Below are 22,803 nucleotides of genomic sequence, written 5' to 3' on the forward strand. Positions count from 1 at the left end.
GCGGGAGCAACGGGTCAGACCCGCTGCTCCACAGCTTCAGCCCCGCAACTTGCGCGTCAGAGCCTCGACGTCGCGGGCGATCTGATCGTCCTGCGGCATCAGCTCCTCGATCTTGCGTACGCCGTGCAGGACCGTGGTGTGGTCGCGCCCGCCGAAACGGCGACCGATGTCGGGGTAGGAGCGGGTCGTGTGCTGTTTGCACAGATACATGGCGATCTGGCGTGGGCGGGCGACCGAACGAGTACGGCGCTCGCTCAGCAGGTCGGCCTGTTTCATGTTGAAGTGGTCGGCGACCGTCTTCTGAATCTCGTCCACGGTGATGCGGCGCTCGGGGCCGCCGCGCATGGCCATGCCCAGCAGGGTCGAGGCTTCGTCGACCGACACTGACGACAGGCGCGCGCCCGCAGCGGCGGCCAAGGTGTTCACGGCGCCCTCAAGCTCGCGCATCGAGCCGGGGGTGCGGTCCACCAGTTGGGCCAGGACCTCCGGGTTGGCCTCGCCCTGAACGACGCCCAGGGCCGAAAGGGCCTTCAGACGGTTCTGGGCCACGGCGATCTTCAGCTCGCGGTCGCCCGCCTCGACCGGGCAGGTCAGGCCGGCGGCGAGGTGGCTGCGCAGGCGCGGCTCGACCTCGGTCAGGGCCATCGGCGCACGGTCGGCCGAGAAGACGATGCGTTTGCCGTCCTCGATCAGGGCGGTCAGGGTCGAGAGCAGCTCTTCCTGGGTCGAGGTCTTGCCGCCAACGAACTGGACGTCGTCCAGCAGCAGCATGTCGGCCGAGCGCAGGCTTTCCTTGAAGGCGGCGGTCGAGCGGTCCTGCATCGCCTTGACGAAGGTCGACAGGAAGCGTTCGGCGGTCAGATAGACGACCTTGGCCTCGGGCCGCAGACGCTGGGCCTCCCAGGCGATGGCGTTCAGCAGGTGGGTCTTGCCGTAGCCGTAGGGGCCGCAGAAGAAGACGGGGTTGAAATGTCCGTCGGCCCAGCTGGCCACCTGTTTGGCGATGGCCAGGGCGAAGGCGTTGCCCTGACCCTCAACGAAGCTGTCGAACGTCAGGCGATCCTGCAGACCGGCGGCGCGTACGGCGCGGGCGCCGTCAGCGCTGATCGGGGCGGCGGGAGCCATCTGCGGCGAGGCGGAGAAAGCGGCCAGGCGCGGGGCGGCGTCCACCACATTGCCCGGCATCACGGCCGAGGCTGGCGGCGCCGAACCCACTTCGGCGCGGCAGCGCACCTCGAGGCGGCGCGACAGGCCGTCCAGGCCCAGCCACAACTCGTTCATGCGACGCAGGGCGTTCTTGCGCACCCAGTCGCGAGCATAGGCGGTCGGGGTGACCAGGATCAGGTGGCCGGCGTTGTCCAGGCGGACGGCCGACGGGGCGATATAGGAGGAGAACGGGCCATCGCCGATTTCAGCGCGCAGGCGCACGGACGCCTCGCTCCAGATGCGGTCCGGATCCGTCAGTCCCGACGTCTTCGTTCCGCCTGCCATCGCCGTTGCGCCCCCAACCATCTTTGCCCGCCCACCTTAGAAGAACCATTCCGACCTTCCGCGCTTCAGGGCGATGGTTCAGGGACGACTTCTCCTGCGCCGAAAAGCGATGCTTTTCGGACGGGGTCTAACCTCTGAACAGACATCTCCCGCCGACGCGAAACATAGGCCTCGCGCCGTCTTCATCCGTGCTGGGATGGAAGTGCGTTAGAGGCCAAAACTTACGCCGCGAGCCGGGTGGGTCAACGCTGATTCGTTGGTCGATTCGCAGTTAAATTGTTTGACTCCGTCAAACCCTGACACCGCTTGGAATTTCGGCCGGATCATGGCTCGACGATCGGTGTTTTCGAATTTGACAGTTAGGGACGTAACGCAAAACGGCGAAGGAGCTTGCGCGCCTTCGCCGTTGATATTGCTTTATAATCCCACAACGAAACAGCGACAGCTGCTCCGTCCGCTGTTGGATTAATTTTGGCTCAGGCTGCCGACAGCTTCTTCAGCTGGGCGGCCAGGCGCGAGACCTTGCGCGAGCCGGTGTTCTTGTGAACGACGCCCTTGGAGACGGCGCGCATCAGCTCGGACTGAGCCTCGATGAAGGCGGTCTTGGCGACGGCGGCGTCGCCTCCGGCCAGAGCTTCCTGGAACTTGCGCAGATAGGTGCGGACGCGCGAGCGGCGCGCCTTGTTCACTTCGGTACGCGCTTCGATCTTGCGGATCGCCTTGCGGGCGCCGGGGTTGTTGGCCATGTCAAACCTTCGAACGGAAAACGCCGCGGAGCACACGTCCACGGCGCGGAAATCTCAAGAGGGCGGGCCTATAGCCGAAAGCCCGGAGGCGGTCAACGCGGAGTCTTCATCGCTGGACTCCGAGGTTGGGCGAAGACGTCAGTTTGAGCGCGCCTTGCGCACTACAATCAGAACGCAACCCAACAGACTTTAACGCGCTTTAGCGAACTTTCCGTCGCAGGTTTTTGCGTCGTGTTGAAAGCGCGCAACGCTTTCACTTTGTTCATAAATTGTGTCGTTTTACGGCCATGTTTGTCCCGTCCTGACAAGGGCTGAAATCATTTCCCGGATCGTCGTTCCATGACCCAGACCGCGCTTCTCCTGCTTGCGCTGGCCCCCGCCGCCGGTGTCGTCCAGCCTGTTCAGGCCCAAACCAACGAGGCCCAACCCGTAGAAGCCCAGGCGCAGGTCCAGCAGGAAGAGCCGGCGGTCGTTCTGCCGGACGTGGAGGTGACGGCGGCGCGGCGCGGGGTGGCCCTGGGCGGGCAGGAACCGATCGTCTCTTACGACTCCGCCCAGATCCAGGCGTTCGGCGCGACCAACATCGGCGAACTGATCACCCTGTTGGAGGCCCAGACCCGCAGCGCGCGCGGCGGGTCTCCGGTCTTCCTGGTCAACGGGCGGCGTATCTCGGGCTTCCGCGAGATCCGCGGCATTCCGCCCGAGGCCATCGAGCGCTTCGACGTCCTGCCGGAAGAAACCGCGCTGTCCTATGGCTACAGCGCCAATCAGCGGGTGGTGAACATCGTGCTGAAGGCGGACTTCAAGTCCCTGACCGCCTCGGTCAACGTCAGCCGGCCGGAGCAGGGCGGTCGCACGACCACCGCCAGCGAGAACAACGTCCTGCGCATCGCCGGCTCCGATCGCTGGTCAGTCGATATCAACGGCACGACCTCCAACACCCTGTTCGAGACCGAGCGCGACATCGACCGCAGCACGACGGCCGGCGGCGACAGCGAACTGGCCAACGCCTATCGCACCCTGTTGCCCAAGACGGACGAGCTTTCGGTGTCGGGGACCTACAAGCACGACCTGAACGACAAGGTCGGCATGACGCTGAGCGGCAGTGTGGAGGACTCAAACAGCTTCAGCTACCAGGGGCTGCCCAATGTTCAGCTGACCGTGCCGGGGACCAATCCGTTCTCGCCGACCGGCCAGGACGTCAATCTGTTCAGCTATCTGGACCTGCCCGGCGCCCTGACGCGCAAGACCGACACCCGCACAGCCGAACTGGGCACGGTGTTCGACGGCTATGTCGGCGACTGGCGCTGGACGGCGACGGGGGAATACAGCCGCGTCGAGACCGACACCACGACGGGACGAGGTGTGAACGCGACGGCGTTGCGGGCCCTGATCGCGGGCGATCTGACCGTCAATCCGTTCGGCGACCTGACCGACCGGGCCATCGTCAATCCGCGCGACACCGCCAACTCCGTGGCCCAGACGGCGACGGCGGAACTGGTGTTGAACGGGCGTCCCTATGAGCTGCCGGCCGGCGACATCACCTCGACCTTCAAGGTCGGGGCCGGTTATCAATCGCTGGATTCCGAGAGCCTGCGTTTCTCCGAGAGCCTGGGTTCAAGTGTCGCTGTGGATCGATCGCAGTCGCGCAACTCAGGCAGCGTGCAGGCCAACTTTGACCTGCCGATCTCCAACGTCGAGCGCGGCGTCCTGCCCAAGATCGGCGACCTGTCGGCCAATCTGAACCTGGCCTACCAAGAACTGTCCGACTTCGGCGGCGTATCCTCGGTCGGGGCCGGGCTGAACTGGTCGCCGGTCGAGCGGCTGTCCTTCTCCGCCAACTATTCCGACGAGGGCAAGGCTCCGACGGTCCAGCAGTTGAACGACCCGACGGTGGGAACGCCGAATACGCCGGTCTTCGATTTCCGCACCGGCCAGACCGTCGAGATCAACCGGATCACCGGCGGCGATCCCAATCTGCAGGCCGAGGATCGGCGCATCCTGAAGCTGGGCATGAACTGGCAGCCGGTGTCGGACAAGGATTTCCGCCTGAACCTGGCCTACACACGCACCGAGGCGGACAACGAAATCTCCAGCTTCCCGGCCATCACGCCCGATCTGGAAGCGGCCCTGCCGGATCGGTTCGTTCGCGATGCGGACGGCAATCTGGTGTCCATCGACGCCCGTCCGCTGAACTTCTTCAAGCGCGAGCAGCAGGACGTTCAGTGGGGTTTCAACTTCTCGCGCCCGTTCGGCAAGCCGAACCCGGCGGCGGCGGGCGGTCGTGGTCCGGGCGGACGTGGCGGTCCTGGCGGCGGTCCGGGCGGTGGAATGATGATGATGGGCGGACCGGGCGGCCCCGGCGGTCCCGGCGGCGGTGGACGGATGCGCGGCGGACGTGGATCGGGAATGCAGCCCGGCCAAGGCATCTTCAACCTGTCGCTGACCCACACCTGGCGTGTCCAGGACGAGGTCACCATTCGCGACGGTCTGGCGCCGCTGGACCTGCTGGACGGCGATTCCATCTCCGGCTCGGGCGGTCAGTCGCGCCATGAGGTCCAGCTTCAGACCGGGCTCTCCAGAAACGGTGTGGGCGCCTTCGTCAACGCCAACTGGCGCTCGGGCACGACGGTCAACGGCGACGCGCTGGGTTCGCCCGATCTGGACTTCTCGGGCCGGACCACGGTCAATCTGTTCGCCTTCGCCGACCTGACCCAACGCACGTCGTGGGTCGAGCGCTTCCCGTTCCTGAAGGGCACGCGGATCGGCTTCGGCGTTCAGAACATCTTTGACGACCGCGTCTCGGTGACCAGCAGCGACGGTCAGACGCCGGTCAACTATCAGCGCGACTATCTGGATCCGCAGGGGCGCGTCTTCCGCATCAATCTGCGCAAGATCCTCTTCTAGAGGATCAGGGCCAGACGGTCGCCAGCGCGATCATCACGACGGCGGCGGCGAGCGCCAGGGGAAAGAAAAGACGGTCTGACATCGATCCGACCGTTACCCCGACCTGCGCGGCGCGACAAGCAATGGCGAGGCCCGCGAGCCTTGACCGACTTCGGAGGGCGTCCTACCCCGAAAGGCCGTATTTCGAAGGACCGACCGAATGCCGCGCCTGATCCTGCTCCGCCACGGCCAGAGCCAGTGGAACCTCGAGAACCGTTTCACCGGCTGGGTCGACGTCGATCTGACGGCGGAGGGTGAGGCCCAGGCGCGTCGCGGCGGCGAACTGATCGCCGAGGCCGGGTTCAAGCCGGCGGTGATGTTCACCTCGGTCCTGACGCGCGCCCAGCGCACCGGCACCCTGGCGTTGCAGTCGGCGGGCCTGACCGATGTGCCGGTGATCGAGGACTGGCGGCTGAACGAGCGCCACTACGGTGGTCTGACGGGTCTGAACAAGGCCGAGACGGCCCAGAAGCACGGCGAGGACCAGGTCAAAATCTGGCGCCGCAGCTATGATGTGCCGCCGCCCCCGCTGGCCCCCGGCGGCGAGTTCGATTTCAACGCCGATCCCCGCTATGCCGGCAAGGCCATTCCCGACACCGAAAGCCTGAAGACCACGCTGGACCGGGTGAAGCCCTATTGGGACGCCGAGATCGCGCCGCGCCTGAAGGCGGGCGAGGACGTGCTGATCGCCGCCCACGGCAACTCCCTGCGCGCCATCGTCAAACTTCTGTTCAACGTGCCGGACGATCAGATCGTCGGCGTCGAAATCCCGACCGGCAATCCGCTGGAGATCGATCTGGACGCGGACCTGAAGCCCACCGCCGCCCGCTACCTCGACGCCGCTCGCGCCGAGACATTGCCGACCGCATCATGAGCTGGAGCGAAGCCGACCAGGCCTTCATGGCCCAGGCGATCGCCCTGGCGACCGGCCGCATGGGCGAGACCTGGCCCAACCCGGCGGTCGGCTGCGTCATCGTCAAGGATGGCCGGGTCATCGCCCAGGCCGCCACCGCGCCGGGCGGTCGTCCCCATGCCGAGGAGCAGGCCGTGCCCGCCGCAGGCGCGGACGCCGTCGGTTCGACCGTCTATGTCACGCTGGAGCCCTGCGGCGCGCGGTCGTCAGGCCGCAAGTCCTGCGCCCACTTCCTGACCGAGGCGGGCGTGGCGCGGGTCGTGATCGCCTGTATGGACCCGTCGCCTTTCGCAGCCGGACGCGGCACCGAGCGGCTGCGCGCGCAAGGGTTGATGGTCGAGACCGGCCTGATGTGCGAAGAGGGCGCGGCTCTGTGCGAAGGCTTCCTGCACCGGCTGGAAACCGGCCGCCCGATGGTGCGCATCAGCGAGGACGGCGCCGGGTTCGACGGCCGCTTCGTCGCCTCGCCCAAGGCCGATCTTGTCACCGAGCTGAAGCGACTGGGGGAAGCGGGCTACACGCGCCTATGGACTGGGCCGGGCGAGCTGGCCGAGGCCCTTCAGGCCCAGGGGCTGCTGACCGTCTGAGGCGGCTTGGCCGTTCAAAGGTTTCTTAAGTCAGGGCGCGTAATGTGCCCTGATGGCCCTCGCCGCTGAACCCCTCATGAGAAAGCGCCTGACGCAGGCGGAGCTGGACGTCATCTGCGCCAAGCATGATCGACTATTCCAGGCCCGACCCGGCGGCGCGCGCGCCGTCTTCGCCTGGATGGACCTGTCGGGCCTCAGCCTGAAGGGCCGCAATCTGGCCGACGCCGATTTCGCCGCCGCCTGTCTGGAAGGCTGCGATCTGACCGGGGCCAAGCTGGACAACGCCAACTTCTTTGGCGCGGACATGCAGGACGCGATCCTGGCCGAGGCCAGCCTGCGCCGTTCCGACCTGCGCGGCGCCTGCCTGCGGGGGGCGGACCTGTCGGGGGCCGATCTGTTCGAGGCCGACCTGCGCGAGGGCACCATCGCCGCCGCCGACGCGAGATTGGGCTTCAAGGTCATCGAACCGCGCCACCGTGACGAAACCGAGGCCAGCGGCGCCTGCCTGGCCGGCGCCAATCTTCAACGCTCCAAGATGGCCGGCGTCATCGCCGTGAAGGCCGACTTCTCCGGCGCGGTGATGAAGGACTGCAAGCTTGTACGGGCCAATCTGAAACAGGCGGATTTCCGTGGGGCCGATCTCGCCGGCGCGGACCTGTCAGGGGCGGACTTGTCGGGTGCAGACCTGCGCGACGCCATCCTGGTGGGCTGTAAGACGACCATGTGGCGCGCCGACGGCGCCGACATGCAGGGCGCGCTGACCGACAACAAGTCGTCCTGCGAATCCGTGGAAAAGATGCCCGCCGCCGAGATGCTGCGCGAACATGCGCGCTGGTGCGAGACCGGCGGCGCGGAGGGGCAGCCGTCGGTCTTCAACGGCGTCGATCTGCGTCCGCTGAAGTCGATCACGGGCCTGAACCTGACCGCCCTGTCGGCCAAGGGCGCGGTCTTCTACGGCCTGGATATGGAGGGGGTGCAGCTGCAGGGCGCCCAGCTCGACAACGCCGACCTGCGTTCGGCCAAGCTGCGTCGCGCCGACCTGCGCGGGGCGCGCCTGCGGGGCGCGCGACTGAACGGAGCGGACATGCGCGAGGCGCAACTGGGGCCGCTTCTGATCGCCGCCGACCGGCTGATGCCCGCGGATCTGACGGGCGCCGTGCTCCGCGGCGCGGACCTGTCGGGCGCCGACCTGAAGCGCGCCGTCCTGGCCGGCGCCGATCTGGGCCGTGCGACACTGCACGGCGCCCAGACCCGTCAGGCCGATCTGACCGACGCCAATCTGGCGGGCGTGCGCGGCCTGACGATCGATCAGGCCGCCTGAAGCCTTACGCCAGCGCCTTGAGCTGATCGACCAGATCGGTCTTTTCCCAGCTGAAGCCGCCGTCCGCATCGGGCTCGCGGCCGAAGTGGCCATAGGCGGCCGAGCGGGCGTAGATCGGCTTGTTCAGTTGCAAGTGCTGGCGGATTGCACGCGGCGTAGCGCCGCCGATCAGGTCCAGGATCTTGTCTTCCAGCACCGCTTCGGAGATCTTGCCGGTGCCGTGCAGATCGACGTGGATCGACTGGGGCTTGGCCACGCCGATGGCGTAGGAAATCTGGATCGTGCAGCGGTCGGCCAGGCCGGCGGCGACGACGTTCTTGGCCAGGTAGCGGCAGGCATAGGCCGCCGAACGGTCCACCTTGGTCGGATCCTTGCCCGAGAAGGCGCCGCCGCCGTGGGGCGCCGCGCCGCCGTAGGTGTCGACGATGATCTTACGGCCGGTCAGGCCGGCGTCGCCGTCCGGTCCGCCGATCTCGAAGATGCCGGTCGGGTTGATGTGCCAGACGGTGTTCTCGTCGGTGAAGCCTTCCGGCAGTACTTCGAGGATATAGGGTTTGACGATCTCGGCGACCTGCTCGGAGCTCAGCCCCTTCGCGTGCTGGGTCGACAGGACGATCGAGGTGGCGCGGACCGGCTTGCCGTCCTCGTATTCGATCGTGACCTGGCTCTTGGCGTCAGGCTCGAGCTGCGAGCCGCCGGCGTGACGAACCTCGGCCAGGCGCTTCAGGATGTTGTGGCTGTACTGCAGGGTGGCCGGCATCAACTCGGGCGTCTCGTTCGATGCATAGCCGAACATGATGCCCTGATCGCCTGCGCCCTCCTCCTTCTCGTTGGTCGAGTCGACGCCGACGGCGATATCGGCCGATTGGGCGTGCAGGAAGCAGGAGTAGTCCGCCGTCTCCCAGTGGAAGCCGTCCTGCTGATAGCCGATGTCCTTGACTGCGGCGCGGACCAGCGGCTCCAGGCTGTCGATGATGCTCTGGGTGAAGGCCTCGTTCTCTTCCTTGGTGTTGCCCGGCTGGGTGGCGCGGACCTCGCCGGCCAGCACGATGCGCTGGGTCGTCACCAGGGTCTCGCACGCCACGCGCGCCTCGGGATCCTTGGCCAGGAAGGCGTCCACGACCGTGTCGGAGATGCGGTCCGCAACCTTGTCGGGGTGGCCCTCGGAAACGCTTTCCGAGGTGAAGAGGAAGGAGGAACGAGCGGCCAAGAGAGGCTCCTGTCAGTGTCAGACCGACAGGCATATAAAGATATGCTTATATGTTCAAGTGATCTCAAGCGGCGCGCAGCCTCCAGAAACTGCTTCGCGGCGTAAGCATATCGGCTGACTCCCCCTCGTTTTAGGGTAAACAGGCCCCAAGGGGGTCCCCATGACAGATGGCCTGACGACGAGAGAGAGCGAATGCGTCCGCCTGGCCGGCCAGGGTCTTGAGGACAAGGAAATCGCTGCGCGCCTGCGCATCTCGCCGCGCACGGTCGGCAATCACCTGCATCGCGCCTACGCCAAGCTGGGCGTTTCGGACCGCAAACTGGCGGCCCGGCGACTGAGTATTGGCTACTCAGAGGCGTCGATACTCATTCCCGACACCGGCCCCAATACGCTCAATGATCCCACGTCGGCCGAACAGTCGGACGATGCGGTTTCCGACCCAACGACTTCCTGGCTTCTGCCTGCGCCTCCTCGGGGCGCTCTGGCGAGAGTGGGGATCATCGTCGCCGGGGCCGCTATCGCCCTTCTGTTCGCCATCGGGATCGTGACGGCGGGCATGGTGGTTCCATCCCTTTTCGACCGGCTTGCTCCCGCTGAAATGCGCTGACCAAACGGCTTAAAGGAAGGTGAGCCAATGAAGAATATGCACGTCGGCGTCCGGGTGGCGCGGCAGGTCAGAACCGCAGAACACGCCGTCGATCAGGCGATGATCGAGGTCAGCCGCTTGGTTCAGACCGCGTTGGAAGGTCGGTTCGAGGCGTGTCTGGCGGCGGAAGTTGGACAGGAAGCCCTGGCCAATATGGTGCGTGGCCTAAGCCAACTGGCCGAGGTTCGTAGCGCCGTGATCGCCAGTCACTGCGAACTGGCCCAGGTCGCCGACGACCATCAGGTCGGCTGGCATATGGACGGTGCGCACGAAGACAAGACGGTCAAACCCACTGGGTTCGCCCCGGTTCTCGCTGTCGCCGCTTGATCGCCGCCGTCGGAATGGGGTCGCCGCTGTCCTTGTTTCTGATGTGCCTGACCTACGGCGTCATGGCGCTTCTGCTCTGGAAGGGTCGCATGCCGGAGCGGATCGCCCTGGTCGCTTTGGTCGTGCTCAACTGGGGCACGCCGTTGATCGACCACCTGTTCATCGGGCATTTCCGGTGGGGGGTGGCGATCCTGTCGGTGTCCATGTTCTGTCTGCTGGTCGGTCTGGCGCTCCGTTACGACCGATGGTGGCTGCTTCTTGCCGCCGGCGCCCAGCTTATCGCGGTCTCGACCCATCTGGCCGGCATCGCCGGTTCTGACGCCCTGCTGTGGTCGATCGTATCGACCCGAATGGTCGTCTGGTTCGAGCTCCTGCTTCTCGCCCTCTTCGGCGTCTGGGAGGCTCAGTGCGCCCCCTACGCCCGTCCCAAGTCAGCGCCCGTATCGATCCGGGCGCTGCAGAAAGTCTGAATGTCATGAACACCCAAACCACCCCTGCCTTCATGCCGCTTTTCCGCTCGTGGCTGGAAACGGCCAATCTGGCGAAACAGGTCGGATCGTCAACGCTGTCCGCCAGTGGCGAGAACCTGCTCGTCGAATTGGATCTGGCGCCGATGGAAGCGGCGGAAACCACGCTTCTCGATCACGCCCCGACCTCGGCCGTCGAGGCGGTCTGCATGATCGAGATCATTCGCCAGAGCCTGTCCGACGCCGGCCGCTCGGACGGACGCGATGCGCGCGCTCTGGACGCCATCCAGTCGTGGTTGGCAGGCGCGGCGCTCGACGGCGCCGACCATCGCGATGAGGTTGAGCAGTTGCTGAAAAGCGCCAGCAACCGAGCCTGATCAGCCGCGCAGGCCCTTGGCCACGGTCAGAAGGGCGTCGCGCTGGGCGGCGTCCTTGATGCCGCGGAAGGCCGCCAGAAGTTCGGCGACGCCGGGGGCGGCCAGCGCCAGCTCGTCGCCCTCGGCCGTTTCCAGTTCGCCCAGCAGGGCCGCGCCGGTCGATTTCAGCACCGAGGCGATCTGCAGCAGGCGGGCGGCCGAGACGCGGTTGACGCCCCGCTCGTACTTCTGGATCTGCTGGAAGGTCACGCCTGCGCCGGCGGCCAACTGCGCCTGGGTGATGCGCAGTTCCTCACGACGGGTGCGGATGCGTCCGCCGATGGCGATGTCTACGGGATCAACTGCGTCGTTCATGTCGGCCTGCGGGCATAGATAATGCGGCGCCATGGCCCCAAAACACCGATCCCGTCAAGCCAAAGCTGCTCAGCTAGGGATTGCTACGTGCATCAACGTTAACTATTCAACCTTGAGGATATGTCTTGGCTCTCAGGCACCGCCTCCAGCGCGAATCGCGCTCGGAGAAGTGGTGCCACACAGACGACCTGAACATCTGACTTCGTGATTGCGAGTTCGATATAATTTCGGAGAGCAGGTCGAGGGGAGAATGGCTGTCAGTGCTATTTCTGATCCAGATATTTCGCGCCCCCGCTTAAAGGCTCGTTATTTTTGGATTGGTGGACGTTTGCGTCAGCCGGTCACCAAGCCGCGCGATGTTCAATGAAAATCCCTCGAACCCGGCAGAATGCGTACGTCACGCGGGTGGCGATGCGAAGGATGACGGGGCGCTTGAGGATGGGCGACGACATCAGCGCGGGCGAGTTGGACTGTGGTTCGGTGATCTTCGGACAGTCGCTCCAACTCAACAGAGCGATCAAACACCCGGCGAGCCACCACGTGGACCACGCCTTCAGGGCTTTTTTCGACCACGCCCTCGACCAGCATCAGACGGGCAGACATCACTTCGCGACGAAACTGTTCAAACATACGCGCCCACAGAACGACGTTGGTAATGCCCGTCTCGTCCTCCAGAGTGACGAAAATGGCGTTGCCCTTGCCTGGTCGCTGACGCACCAGGACCACGCCCGCCACCTGTACATGCGATCCACCCCGTCTGGCTTCCGTATCGCGGCAGGTTCGCACGCCTTCAGCTTCGAAAACTGGCCGAAGAATATGCATGGGATGCGCCTTCAACGACATTCGGATTGTCTGATAGTCAGCGGCGACATGCTCGCCTAAAGGCATGATTGGCAGGCTAACGTCGGGTTCGCAGCCCAGCTCACGCGCCCCCCTGTCAACAGCCTCGGCGGCCGCGAACAGCGGCAATGGATTATCGTCTGGCAATCGTCGCACCGCCCACAACCCCTCGCGTCGGTCCAGCCCCAGGGATCGAAAAGCATCGGCGTCGGCCAGCTTGCGCATCGCTGCAGCCGATAGTCGCGCACGCCACGCTAAGGTCTCGACGTCGGCGAAGGGCGCCTCGTTCCGCGCGGCTTCGAGCGCCTTCGCCCAGCTCTCCTTGAAACCATCGATCTGACGTAGGCCCAAACGCAAGGCCGGTTCAGCGCCCGTCGGCTCAAGGCCATTGTCCCAATCGCTGTGCACGACATCAATGGGCCGTATCTCGACACCTCCGACCTCACGCGCCTCGCGCACGATCTGGGCCGGTGCATAGAAGCCCATAGGCTGGCTGTTCAGCAGGGCGCATGCAAAGGCCGCTGGGTGGTGTCGCTTGATCCACGACGAAACATAGACCAGTTGCGCGAACGAGGCGGCGTGGCTTTCCGGAAAACCATAGGAGCCGAAGCCCTTGATCTGGTCGAAGCAGCGTTGGGCGAAGACAGGATCGTAACCCCGCTCCACCATTTTGCCGACCATCCGGTTCTCGTAGGTGTGTAGCGTCCCGTCCCCCCGGAACGTCCCCATGGCCTTGCGCAAGCCGTTCGCCTCTGCATCTGTGAACTTGGCTGCGACCATGGCGACCCGCATGGCTTGTTCCTGAAACAGAGGGACGCCAAGGGTCTTGCGAAGCACTTGCTTCAACTCGTCAGGCGGACCGTGATCGGGTGATGGTCCCGAGAGATCTATCGCCTCCAGGCGGTTCCTGCGACGCAGATAGGGATGGACCATGTCGCCCTGAATCGGCCCGGGTCGGACGATGGCCACCTGGATCACGAGGTCATAAAGTTTCCGAGGCTTTAGCCGAGGCAGCATATTGATCTGGGCTCGACTCTCGACTTGGAAGACGCCGATCGACTGGCCTCGACACAGCATATCATAGACCTCGGGATCGTCCTGCGGGATGGTATCGAGACGCTCCTCAACGCCCTGATGAACCTTCATCAAGTCCAAGGCTTTGCGTATGCAGGTCAGCATGCCGAGCGCCAGCACATCGACCTTCATCAGGCGCAGTTCGTCGATGTCGTCCTTGTCCCACTCGATGAAGGTGCGGTCGGGCATGGCCGCATTATGGATGGGCGCCATCTCGTCCAGCCGATCCTGGGTCAGGACGAAGCCGCCGACATGCTGGCTGAGGTGACGCGGGAAGTTCAGCAGCCGAGACGCCATCGCGACGGCGCGACCGATCATCGGATTGGCCGTATCCAATCCCGCCTGTTCCACATGGCGGTTTGTGATTTCAGAGCCCCAACTGCCCCAGTGGCTGCCCGCCAGGCGCGCCGTGATGTCCTCGGTAAGTCCGAAAACCTTACCCACTTCGCGGATGGCGCTGCGGGGTCGAAAATGGATGACCGTGGAGGCTATGCCGGCGCGTTCGCGTCCATAGCGGCCGTAGATATGCTGGATGATCTCCTCGCGCCGTTCATGCTCGAAATCGACATCGATGTCGGGCGGCTCGTTGCGATCCTCCGACAAAAAGCGCTCGAACAACAGTTCGGATTCCGCAGGATCAACCGAGGTGATGCCGAGGATGTAACAGACGGCGGAGTTGGCTGCCGACCCTCGGCCCTGACACAAAATGCTCTTGTCTCGCGCCACGCGCACGATGTCATAGATGGTCAAAAAGTAGGGGGCGATTTCCTTCTTGGCGATGAAGGCCAATTCCTTGTGCAGAAGCTCAGCCAGTTTGGTGGGGACATCGCCTCCATATCGTTCATTGGCGTGCCGCCATGTCAGGCTCTCCAGCCAAGCTTGGGGCTTCCAACCTGGAGGGACAGGTTCTTCAGGATATCGATAGGAGAGGTCTGACAGGTCGAACGCCACACGATTCAGAACATTCAAGCTTTCGACCACTGCTTGAGGCGCATCATGGAACAGACGTTTCATTTCCACGACAGGCTTGGGGTGCCGCTCGGCGTTCGTCAGTAGGCGACGCCCTGCCGCCTCAAGGGTCGTTCCGTCGCGAATGCAGGTCAGCACGTCCTGCAAATCACGCTGTTCAGGGATGTGATAAAGCACATCATTGAGAGCCAGCAGTGGAACCCCTGCTCGCTCGGCCATCGCTCTTAAACGCATCAGCCGACGTCGGTCGTCGCCGCGTCTCAACATGGCGACGCCCAACCAAACCGCGCCCGGCGCACCATCGGCGATACGATCGAGGACGCTCTCGAACCCTTCCAAGTGATCGGGCGGCATGACGATCAGCAGGATGTCCTCGGGCGCGGCCAGCAGATCGCGCAAGGCGATGTCGCACTCGCCCTTCTTCGCCCGACGATTGCCGAGCGTCAGCAGTCTTGTCAGCCTTCCCCAGCCACTTCGTGTCTCGGGATAGGCCAGAATGTCAGGCGTTCCGTCATTGAAGACCAGACGCGCGCCCAGGATCAGCTTGAAAAGCTGAGCCCGACGTTTGACCTCTTCAGATAATGCTGGGTCGATTGTCTGGTCTTCGTCCTTCGCAGTCTCGCCGGGGCCGGAGCCTTCGCGTCGCAGGTCGGGAGGCAGCAGACCATGTTCGCGAAGAGATTTCAGAGCACTCCAGGCGCGCACGACGCCAGCTACGGTGTTGCGATCCGCCAGCCCCATGCCTGCATGGCCGCGCAGGACCGCCGTCGCCACCATCTGTTTGGGCGAAGATGCCCCTCTCAGGAATGAGAAGTTGCTGGTCACGGCCAGCTCGGCATAGTCGCCCTGTGGGTCAGGATGAATTTGTGGCGCTCGGTCTGTCATACGAACAGGCCGTGAATGAACCAGCGCGGCGGTTCTTCGACGCCATAAATACCTTGGCGGAAAAGCCAGAAGCGGCGGCCGTCTACATCCTCGACGCGGTAATAGTCGCGGGTGCGCTGGCCTGGCGCGCGCCACCATTCTCCTGCAATGCGTTCCGGTCCCTCTGCGCGAGCGACATTATGAACCACGCGCCGCCAACGGAAGCGGAAGGGGTGGCCGTCGGGCGCCTCGGCCAGTGTCTCGACGGGTTGCGGTGGATTGAACAGATGCAGCGGGCGCAGAGGGGGATCATCAGGATCGAGCTCTGGCCAGGATTTACCGATATCCGGACCACCGCCGCCCGAGGTCCAGCGCGCTGCACGTTCGGGGATGTGTGAGCCCTGAGGTTGGAACCTCAACACAGCCTCCGGTCCTAATCGCGCGATCAGTCTGTCGATCAGGGCGCTTAGGTCGCCGGACGGATCGGATTCCTCTTCCAGCCCTGTTTGAATAGGCGCCAGCCGCTCGACCGCTGTGGCGACCATACGCATCTGGTCGAAGCCGAAGCCAGGATCCAGCGGAGTCTCCAAGGCCGCCAGGCGCTCGCAGAACAGGCGCAACACCGATCCGGCGTCGCGTGTGGCGCGTCCGACCTTCAGTCTTACCCTCCGCAGACCACCATCCACACGATAGAAGCCAGCCTCGAAGTCGCGCGCCCCCAGTATGGCGTTCTCCAGCCGAGCCATAGTGTCTTCAAGCAGGTCGGACAGTACGCGCTTTACGTCAGCGTCAGTCGAGATGGGCTCGAAGAAGACCCGATCGACCACAACAGGCGGCGTTGGACGATGCGGGGTGATACGTGTGTCTTCATCACCCAAGATACGCGCCAACCGCGCAGGAAATCCGGCCCCGAAACGGGCCGCCAAGGGCGCTCGCGGGCGGTCATCCAAGTCGCCCAAATTTTTCAGGCCCGCCCGACGTAAAGCTAGCTCATCGCGTTCATCAAGTTCCAAAGCGGAGACAGTCAGACGACGGACCATTGCGCGTTCGGTTGCGCAATCAAACACTTCATGCGGCTGTCCAAATCGACTGAGCGCACGCGCCGCCTGGGGTGTGGATGCGAAAGCGCAACGGCTCTGCAAACCTAATCCGCGCCCACGCAACTGGACGAGTTGAAACAGTTTCTTCTCGCCGCCGAACAGATGTGTGCAACCGGTCACATCCATCATCAAACCGTGCGGCGGATCTATTGTGATCATGGGCGAAAAACGATCGAAGTCCTCTAGAACCTGAGCAAGCCAAGCGTCGTCCGCTTCGGGCTGCGTCTCTGCGACCTTCAGCACAGGGAGGCGCGCACGCGCATCAGCCAGCGTCTGGCCGGGACGCAGCCCTTGGCGCGACGCCTCAGGGCCGACGCTGCTCAGCCGCAGAGTGCCTTTGACCTTCTCCACCAGCACAAGCGGCGCTTCAGGCGTGTCGGCGCAGGCTTTCAGTTGTAGCCTGTCGCTGGGAAGCCAAGGGAACCACACGGCCAGATAACGTCGCCGGCTCGACGAATGATCGTCCTTCACGATCCCACTCCATGAGAGAGGCTACGACTGCCGCGCTTCCTCGATGACGCAAAAGTTTGGCGGAAAAGGCCGGCCGACCTGGTGCCCCGCCTTCCAGAGGGGTCGAGGCTGCGGATTTTATCGACCATCGACTTTCCGCCGCGCTGGGCTGGGGTGCGGCCCCCGCACGCGCCAAAAAAAGCTGCTTGCCGCCATTACGAGCTGCCAGCGACAGCCGCCGGCTAGCCGTCAGGCTTAGTGCCCGGTCTTCTCCCCATGCGCTCAGCAGCACTACACCTATGCCGCGCGTGCGCAGGGCATCTTCACCCACACCCAAAAGGGTGCGGATGTCGCGAGCGCGAACCAACAAAACCTCATTGGGTGACAGGCCCATCTCATGCAGCCCCGCCCCATACGGGTGGCCGTTCTCGCCAGCGCCTCGATCATGAACGGCCCACAGGAAGCCCTGACCAGGCGTGATCGACAAAGCCATGCCCAAGCCGAAGCCGTTTACGGTCACGGCGTCCGCGGCATTCTCAGCGTAGAATTCGTGTGTTCCGGCAGGCGTCAGCACGGCCAGAACGCGTGCCATATCACCTCCGTTTAAGTCGCTATCAAACCTGCGCTTTATGAGAGGAGAAGAGTGGCGTGCGAGCGAAAAGCGTGAGACTAAATCTCGTTTGTTCATCATTTGTTCTATATGCGACTTCACACCCCCAACGAGTCAAGGTGAGAAAAGTAGCCCTCCAATTTTAGCTCAGCCGCTTCGTAGAGGGCTCCCATCTTGATCGGCCCGAACCGATAAGTTCTGGCGCGAAGTTGAGGCTTGGGCCTGAGGAGCGCTCACCCAGTTCGACGAAATTCGAGCAAAGGCCGAAAGTGTGAAAATCTATAGGCTTATCGGCCTTTCCCATTGCCCGCGCCGGTTCCAAGCGGAAACACCTTCCGGCCTATCCGGCCGGGCGTCAAAGCTAGAGATGCCTTGAGAAGGTGGTGCCGCTTAGGTGACTCGAACACCTGACCCCATCATTACGAATGATGTGCTCTACCGGCTGAGCTAAAGCGGCCCGGTTGCGACGGACGAAGCTGTCCGCGCGAGACGGGGTCTTTATACGGCCGGATCGCGCTTGCCAAGCGCGGTGTTCAAGATCGTGAGCAATGAGGTCTCGTCGGGCGATTTTGCCACAACGGGCGTCAGGCCCAGCGCGGCGAGCGGGGCCGCGGCGGCGGGAGAGATGCAGGCGAGGACCGCGTGCGCCAAGGCGTCGTGACCAAGCTTGGCGAGGGCTTTTCCGGCGCGGGGGGAGTGGATCAGAACGGCGTCGAACAGTGCGGGCGCTGCGACTGACGTTTCGATGGCGCGATAGACTGTCAGCGAATGGATCGACACGTTACGGGCGCCGGCGGCGGTGAGGGCGGCGGTGAAATCGTCGGCGGGGGTTTCCGCTTGAGGGACCAGGACGGCGGCGCTGGCGATGGCGCTGGCGATCAGGCGGGCGAGGTCGCGCAGGTCGCCGGAGGCGGAGCGGACATCGGCGAAGCCCGCATCATGGGCGGCCTGGGCGGTCGCATCGCCGACGGCGAAGACCGGACGGTCGCGGCGGGGCGTCAGAGCGGCGAAGGCGGCCACGCCGTTGATGCTGGTGAAGGCCAAGGCGGCGAACGACGCCAGATCGGGAACGGGAGGCGTCAGCGTTTCGAGGCTCAGCAGGGGCGCGACGATCGGCTCGAACCCCATGTCGCGCAGGCGGGCGGCGGTGCGTGCGGCGCCCGGTTCGGCGCGGGTGATCCAGACTCGTGTCGGCGGAACGTTCATCCGTCCAGGGTCGCGGGATCGACTTCCTGATCACCGGCCGAGGCGTGGACCTCTCCGCCCAGGCGTTGGCCCAGGGCGCGCGCGTCGGCTTCGGTCGGTTGGAAAAGATCGCCGACGCGCCGCCAGCGGGCGGACCCATCCGGGCTGAGCATCTCGGTGGTCAGGTGCAGGGTGTCGTGTTCGATGCGGGCAAAGGCGCCGACGGCGGTGCGGCACGACCCCTCCAGCGCCGTCATGGCGCCGCGCTCGGCGGCGATGCACAGGGCGGTCTCGGGATGGTTCAGGGCGGCGACCCATTGGGCGTTTAGGGGCGCGTCGATGTCGGCGGCGCGGGTCTGGATGGCCAGGGCGCCCTGGCCCGGCGCGGGCAGGAAGGCGTCCAGAGACAGCTTCTCGCGGATATGGTCGGTGACGCCCAGACGCGTCATGCCCGAGACGGCTAGAAGGATCGCGTCGAAGTCGCCCTCGGCCGCGCGGCGCAGGCGGGTGTCGATGTTTCCGCGCAGCATCTCGACCTTCAGGTCCGGCCGCAGGGCCAGCGCCTGGGCTTGACGACGCAAGCTGGCGGTGCCCAGGCGCGCGCCGAAGGGCAGGGCGTCGAAACTGTCGAAGTCGCGGCTGATGAAGGCGTCGCGGGCGTCCTCGCGTTCGGGGACGGCGGCGATGCACAGTCCGTCGGGCTGTTCGGCAGGGACGTCCTTCATCGAATGGATGGCGATGTCGATCCGGCCGGCCAGCAGGGCCTCCTCGATCTCCTTGGTGAACAGGGCCTTGCCGCCGACTTCCAGCAGGCGGCGATCCTGGATGCGGTCGCCGGTGGTGACGATTTCGACCAGAGGAACGGCGGCCTCGATCTCGGCCTCGGGCACGTTCAGGGCGCGGCCGATGGCGCGCTGCATCATGCCGGATTGGGCGAGCGCCAGCTTGGAGCGCCGGGTGCCGATGCGGAGAGGAAAGGTCATGAGCGTTGCGCACCGGTCGCCGGGTCGCTACCTCGACCCGATGGAGATGTCCGCCGACTATAGCAGCGGCGCCAAGTCAGCAACTGGACGGGATGTCCTCCCTCGTCCCGGTCCGCTGACGGTGCTGGGCCTGGAGACCAGTTGTGACGAAACCGCCGCCTCGGTCGTGCGCCTGACCGGCGGGCGGGCGGAGGTGCTGTCCTCGGTCGTTCACAGCCAGATCGACGATCACGCGGCCTATGGCGGCGTGGTGCCCGAGATCGCGGCACGCAGCCATGTCGAAATGATCGCCGAGGTCACGCGACGCGCGATGGCCGAGGCCGATATGGGCTATGACGGGCTGGACGGGATCGCGGCGACGGCCGGGCCGGGTCTGGTCGGCGGGGTCATGGTGGGCCTCAGCTTTGGCAAGGCGGCGGCGCTCGCGCGCGGCCTGCCGCTGGTGGCGGTCAACCATCTTGAGGGGCATGCGGTGTCGGCCCGGCTGGGGGCGGAGGTGGCCTATCCCTTCCTGCTGCTGCTGGTGTCGGGCGGCCATTGCCAGCTTCTGGAGGTGCGCGGCGTCGGTGACATGAGCCGGATCGGCGCCACCATCGACGACGCGGCCGGCGAGGCCTTCGACAAGATCGCCAAGGCCTTGGGCCTGGGTTATCCGGGCGGACCGGCGTTGGAACGATTGGCCATGCAGGGCGACGGGTCGAAGATCGATCTGCCGCGCGCCCTCTTGGGCCGCAAGGATTGCGACTTTTCCTTCTCGGGCCTGAAGACGGCGGCCTTCCGTATCGCCCAGACCTGCCAGACCGAGCAGGACAGGGCGGATCTGGCCGACGCGGTGCAAAACGCCATCGCGCGCCAGCTGTCGGATCGGTCTGAGCGAGCCTTGGCGGCCTATGCGGAGACGCATGACCACCGTCTGTTCGTGGTGGCAGGCGGGGTCGCGGCCAACAAGACCATCCGCGCGACCTTGCAGGCGACGGCGGCGAAATACGGCTTCGACTTCCTGGCGCCGCCCATGGCCTATTGCACCGACAATGCGGCGATGATCGCCCTGGCGGGGGCGGAACGGCTGGCGCTGGGCCTGACCAGCGACATTGACGTCGTCGCCCGGCCGCGATGGCCGCTGGACGAAGCGCGCGCCCTGTCCGATCCTTCGCACAAGCCGGGCCGCAAGGGCGCCAAGGCGTGAACGATAAACAAGCCTCGGGAGGGCGCATGGAATTCCGCACGGCAGGGGTCATCGGCGCGGGCGCCTGGGGCACGGCTCTGGCGCAGGTGTGCGTTCGGGCCGGACTGGACACGACCTTGCAGGCGCGCGAGCAGAAGTTGGTCGAGACGCTGCGGGCGACGCGGGCCAACGACCTCTATCTGCCCGGCGTGCCGCTGGCCGACGAATTGAAATTCACCGCCGATCTGGCTGATCTGGGCGACTGCGACGTGATCCTGGCGGTGCCGCCGGCCCAGCATATGCGCGCCACGCTGACGGCGTTTGCGCCACACTATCGCGCCGGCGTGCCGGTGGTGCTGTGCTCCAAGGGCGTCGAGCGCGGCACGATGAAGCTGATGACCGAGGTGCTGGCCGAGACCCTGCCGGACGCCCCCGCCGCCGTCCTGTCCGGTCCCAGTTTCGCGGGCGAGGTGTCGCGCGGCCTGCCGACCGCAGTGACCCTGGCCTGCGCCGATCAGGGGCTGGGCGAGGCCTTGCTCAACACCCTGTCGGCGCCGGGCTTCCGGCCCTATCTGGCGACCGATCTGGTTGGCGCCGAGGCGGGCGGGGCGCTGAAGAACGTGCTGGCCATCGCCTGCGGCATCTCCGAGGGGCGTCAACTGGGTCGCAGCGCCCACGCCGCCCTGATCACGCGCGGCTTTGCGGAAATGACCCGCCTCGCCGTCGCCATGGGGGGGCAGGCGGAGACGGTGGCGGGCCTATGCGGCCTGGGCGACCTCGTCCTGACCTGCTCCAGCCCCCAGTCGCGCAACATGAGCCTGGGTCTGGCCCTGGGTCAGGGACAGACGGTCGAACAGGCCCTGGCCGGCAAACGGTCGGTGGCGGAAGGCTATGAAAGCGCGCCGGCGGTTCGCGAACTGGCCGCGCGTCTGGGCGTGGAAATCCCGATTTCGGAAGGGGTCGCCGCGCTGCTGGCCGGTGAGATTGATGTCGATGGTCTGATCGACGGCCTGCTGTCGCGCCCGCTGAAGGCCGAGCGTGTCTGAAGCGGCCGAGGCGCCGGCCGAGCGCAAACGGGTCTGGAAGACACCGCCCGGCGTGGCCCTGTGCGCCGAGGGCGACATCGCCGACCCCGGCTCGCGCGGCTTCGTGCTGCAGATCGGCGAGGCCTTCTTCCACGGCTTCGTGGTCAGGAAGGACGGTCAGGTCGCGGGCTGGGTCGATCGCTGCCCGCATGCGGGCTTTCCCATCGCCATGGAGATCGACCGCTATCTGACGCCAGACGGCGCGCTGATCCTGTGCGGCTGGCACGGGGCGGTGTTCGAGCCGCTGACCGGCGAATGCAAGGGCGGCCCCTGCGCGGGCGGGCGGCTGACGCCCTGGCCGGTGGCGGCCTCTGGTGGGATCGTCAGAACGGCCTGAGGCGCTTCAGCGCGCCAGTTTGCCCTTGGCCTTTCCGGCGCTGAACACGACGTCGGGATCTGGCTTCTTGATGTCGATGCTGGTGTGGCTCAGCACCGACAGGATGTAGCGGCCGATGTTCAGCCGCGCCGTCTTCTTGTCGTCGGTGGCGACGACGGTCCAGGGCGCATAGTCGCGGTCGGTCTCGTCCAGCATCCGGTCGCGGGCGTCGGAATAGGCGTCGAACCGCGCCTCGGCCTCGGCGTCCAGCGACGACAGCTTGAACTTCTTCAACGGATCCTCGCGGCGTTCCTTGAGCCGCTTGGCCTGCTCCTTGCGCGAGATATCCAGCCAGATCTTGATCAGGATGATCCCGTCGTCGGTCAGCATCCGCTCGAAGCGCGGGGCGTCGGTCATGAACTGGGCGTACTGCTCGGGCGTGCAATAGCCCATGACTGGCTCGACCCCGGCGCGGTTGTACCAGGACCGGTTGAAGATCACCGTCTCGCCCGCGGCCGGAAGGTGCGGGACATAGCGCTGGAAATACCACTGGCTAGTCTCGCGGTCGCTGGGTTTGGGCAGGGCGATGACGCGGGTCTGGCGCGGCGACATATGTTCGGTCAGGCGCTTGATCGCGCCGTCCTTGCCGGCGGTGTCGCGCCCCTCCAGCACGATGACCACGCGCGAGCCATGCTCGATGCTCCAGGCCTGGGTCTGGACGATGGCCAGCTGAATCTGCTCCAGCTCGGCGTCATAGGCGTCGGATTTCTTTCCCAT

21 protein-coding genes and 1 tRNA gene are annotated in these 22,803 nt (G+C 65.4%); 11 read left to right on the forward strand and 11 right to left on the reverse strand.

The window, feature by feature from the left end; translation table 11 throughout:
- Positions 1-36: 36 nt before the first annotated feature.
- Together dnaA and rpsT are read right to left on the reverse strand one after the other, a co-directional pair.
- Positions 37-1,512: a chromosomal replication initiator protein DnaA gene (dnaA, locus tag ASF31_RS06350; protein WP_369814631.1), complete on the reverse strand. Its 1,476-nt coding sequence runs from the start codon at positions 1,510-1,512 to the stop codon at positions 37-39.
- 455 nt (positions 1,513-1,967) lie between these two features.
- On the reverse strand, positions 1,968-2,237 hold the full coding sequence (rpsT, locus tag ASF31_RS06355) for a 30S ribosomal protein S20 (RefSeq protein WP_017505938.1): 270 nt from the start codon (positions 2,235-2,237) through the stop codon (positions 1,968-1,970).
- A 339-nt stretch (positions 2,238-2,576) separates the two neighbouring features.
- Between rpsT and ASF31_RS06360 the strand changes: the two genes are divergently transcribed.
- The 4 genes from ASF31_RS06360 (at position 2,577) to ASF31_RS06375 (ending at position 8,004) form a co-directional block, all read left to right on the forward strand.
- Positions 2,577-5,144, forward strand: coding sequence for a TonB-dependent siderophore receptor (locus ASF31_RS06360; RefSeq protein ID WP_055753887.1), 2,568 nt, complete (start codon positions 2,577-2,579; stop codon positions 5,142-5,144).
- Positions 5,145-5,343: 199 nt separating this feature from the next.
- Positions 5,344-6,057, forward strand: a complete 714-nt coding sequence (gene gpmA, locus ASF31_RS06365; protein ID WP_055753888.1) for a 2,3-diphosphoglycerate-dependent phosphoglycerate mutase — start codon at positions 5,344-5,346, stop codon at positions 6,055-6,057.
- Entirely contained in the window at positions 6,054-6,683 is a 630-nt protein-coding gene (locus ASF31_RS06370; protein WP_055753889.1) for a bifunctional diaminohydroxyphosphoribosylaminopyrimidine deaminase/5-amino-6-(5-phosphoribosylamino)uracil reductase RibD, read from the forward strand. Before gpmA ends, ASF31_RS06370 begins: the two co-directional genes overlap by 4 nt.
- A 52-nt stretch (positions 6,684-6,735) precedes the next feature.
- Positions 6,736-8,004: a pentapeptide repeat-containing protein gene (locus ASF31_RS06375; protein WP_156355939.1), complete on the forward strand. Its 1,269-nt coding sequence runs from the start codon at positions 6,736-6,738 to the stop codon at positions 8,002-8,004.
- 4 nt (positions 8,005-8,008) lie between these two features.
- Here ASF31_RS06375 and metK read toward each other — a convergent pair whose 3' ends face one another.
- Positions 8,009-9,214: a methionine adenosyltransferase gene (metK, locus tag ASF31_RS06380; protein WP_055753891.1), complete on the reverse strand. Its 1,206-nt coding sequence runs from the start codon at positions 9,212-9,214 to the stop codon at positions 8,009-8,011.
- 160 nt (positions 9,215-9,374) lie between these two features.
- Between metK and ASF31_RS06385 the strand changes: the two genes are divergently transcribed.
- The 4 genes from ASF31_RS06385 to ASF31_RS06400 are packed head-to-tail and all read left to right on the forward strand — an operon-like array spanning position 9,375 to position 11,031.
- The gene (locus tag ASF31_RS06385) at positions 9,375-9,821 is read left to right on the forward strand and encodes a helix-turn-helix transcriptional regulator (RefSeq protein ID WP_055753892.1); all 447 of its coding nucleotides are present in this window, start codon (positions 9,375-9,377) and stop codon (positions 9,819-9,821) included.
- A gap of 27 nt (positions 9,822-9,848) precedes the next feature.
- Complete coding sequence (locus ASF31_RS06390) at positions 9,849-10,187, forward strand: hypothetical protein (RefSeq protein WP_055753893.1); 339 nt, start codon at positions 9,849-9,851, stop codon at positions 10,185-10,187.
- Complete coding sequence (locus tag ASF31_RS06395) at positions 10,184-10,657, forward strand: hypothetical protein (protein ID WP_235551269.1); 474 nt, start codon at positions 10,184-10,186, stop codon at positions 10,655-10,657. The genes ASF31_RS06390 and ASF31_RS06395 overlap by 4 nt, the downstream gene beginning before the upstream one ends.
- Positions 10,658-10,662: 5 nt before the next feature.
- Positions 10,663-11,031 carry a hypothetical protein gene (locus ASF31_RS06400; RefSeq protein ID WP_055753894.1) on the forward strand — a complete coding sequence of 123 codons (369 nt, stop codon included), beginning with the start codon at positions 10,663-10,665 and terminating at the stop codon, positions 11,029-11,031.
- Here ASF31_RS06400 and ASF31_RS06405 read toward each other — a convergent pair whose 3' ends face one another.
- From ASF31_RS06405 to hemC, 7 genes are all read right to left on the reverse strand, one after another.
- Complete coding sequence (locus tag ASF31_RS06405) at positions 11,032-11,385, reverse strand: helix-turn-helix domain-containing protein (protein ID WP_039246365.1); 354 nt, start codon at positions 11,383-11,385, stop codon at positions 11,032-11,034.
- Between the two features lie 360 nt (positions 11,386-11,745).
- Entirely contained in the window at positions 11,746-15,153 is a 3,408-nt protein-coding gene (locus ASF31_RS06410; RefSeq protein WP_055753895.1) for an error-prone DNA polymerase, read from the reverse strand.
- Positions 15,150-16,703 carry a DNA polymerase Y family protein gene (locus tag ASF31_RS06415; RefSeq protein ID WP_055753896.1) on the reverse strand — a complete coding sequence of 518 codons (1,554 nt, stop codon included), beginning with the start codon at positions 16,701-16,703 and terminating at the stop codon, positions 15,150-15,152. The genes ASF31_RS06410 and ASF31_RS06415 overlap by 4 nt, the downstream gene beginning before the upstream one ends.
- Positions 16,600-17,274 carry an ImuA family protein gene (locus ASF31_RS14560; RefSeq protein WP_162233944.1) on the reverse strand — a complete coding sequence of 225 codons (675 nt, stop codon included), beginning with the start codon at positions 17,272-17,274 and terminating at the stop codon, positions 16,600-16,602. The genes ASF31_RS06415 and ASF31_RS14560 overlap by 104 nt, the downstream gene beginning before the upstream one ends.
- A 399-nt stretch (positions 17,275-17,673) precedes the next feature.
- A tRNA-Thr gene (locus tag ASF31_RS06420) sits at positions 17,674-17,749 on the reverse strand.
- A 41-nt stretch (positions 17,750-17,790) separates the two neighbouring features.
- Positions 17,791-18,498: a uroporphyrinogen-III synthase gene (locus tag ASF31_RS06425; RefSeq protein ID WP_055753897.1), complete on the reverse strand. Its 708-nt coding sequence runs from the start codon at positions 18,496-18,498 to the stop codon at positions 17,791-17,793.
- Positions 18,495-19,460, reverse strand: coding sequence for a hydroxymethylbilane synthase (hemC, locus tag ASF31_RS06430; RefSeq protein ID WP_055753898.1), 966 nt, complete (start codon positions 19,458-19,460; stop codon positions 18,495-18,497). Before hemC ends, ASF31_RS06425 begins: the two co-directional genes overlap by 4 nt.
- A gap of 46 nt (positions 19,461-19,506) precedes the next feature.
- Between hemC and tsaD the strand changes: the two genes are divergently transcribed.
- From tsaD to ASF31_RS06445, 3 genes are read left to right on the forward strand one after another with little or no spacing between them, the layout of a single operon-like run.
- Positions 19,507-20,646, forward strand: coding sequence for a tRNA (adenosine(37)-N6)-threonylcarbamoyltransferase complex transferase subunit TsaD (tsaD, locus tag ASF31_RS06435; protein WP_369814634.1), 1,140 nt, complete (start codon positions 19,507-19,509; stop codon positions 20,644-20,646).
- Between the two features lie 26 nt (positions 20,647-20,672).
- On the forward strand, positions 20,673-21,671 hold the full coding sequence (locus ASF31_RS06440; RefSeq protein ID WP_055753899.1) for an NAD(P)H-dependent glycerol-3-phosphate dehydrogenase: 999 nt from the start codon (positions 20,673-20,675) through the stop codon (positions 21,669-21,671).
- Positions 21,664-22,047 carry a Rieske (2Fe-2S) protein gene (locus ASF31_RS06445; RefSeq protein WP_055753900.1) on the forward strand — a complete coding sequence of 128 codons (384 nt, stop codon included), beginning with the start codon at positions 21,664-21,666 and terminating at the stop codon, positions 22,045-22,047. The genes ASF31_RS06440 and ASF31_RS06445 overlap by 8 nt, the downstream gene beginning before the upstream one ends.
- Positions 22,048-22,053: 6 nt before the next feature.
- Here the strand turns inward: ASF31_RS06445 and ppk2 are convergent, their stop codons facing one another.
- Positions 22,054-22,803, reverse strand: coding sequence for a polyphosphate kinase 2 (gene ppk2 / locus ASF31_RS06450; RefSeq protein WP_055753901.1), 750 nt, complete (start codon positions 22,801-22,803; stop codon positions 22,054-22,056).

The organism is Brevundimonas sp. Leaf280, assembly GCF_001422455.1.
Lineage (GTDB): Bacteria > Pseudomonadota > Alphaproteobacteria > Caulobacterales > Caulobacteraceae > Brevundimonas.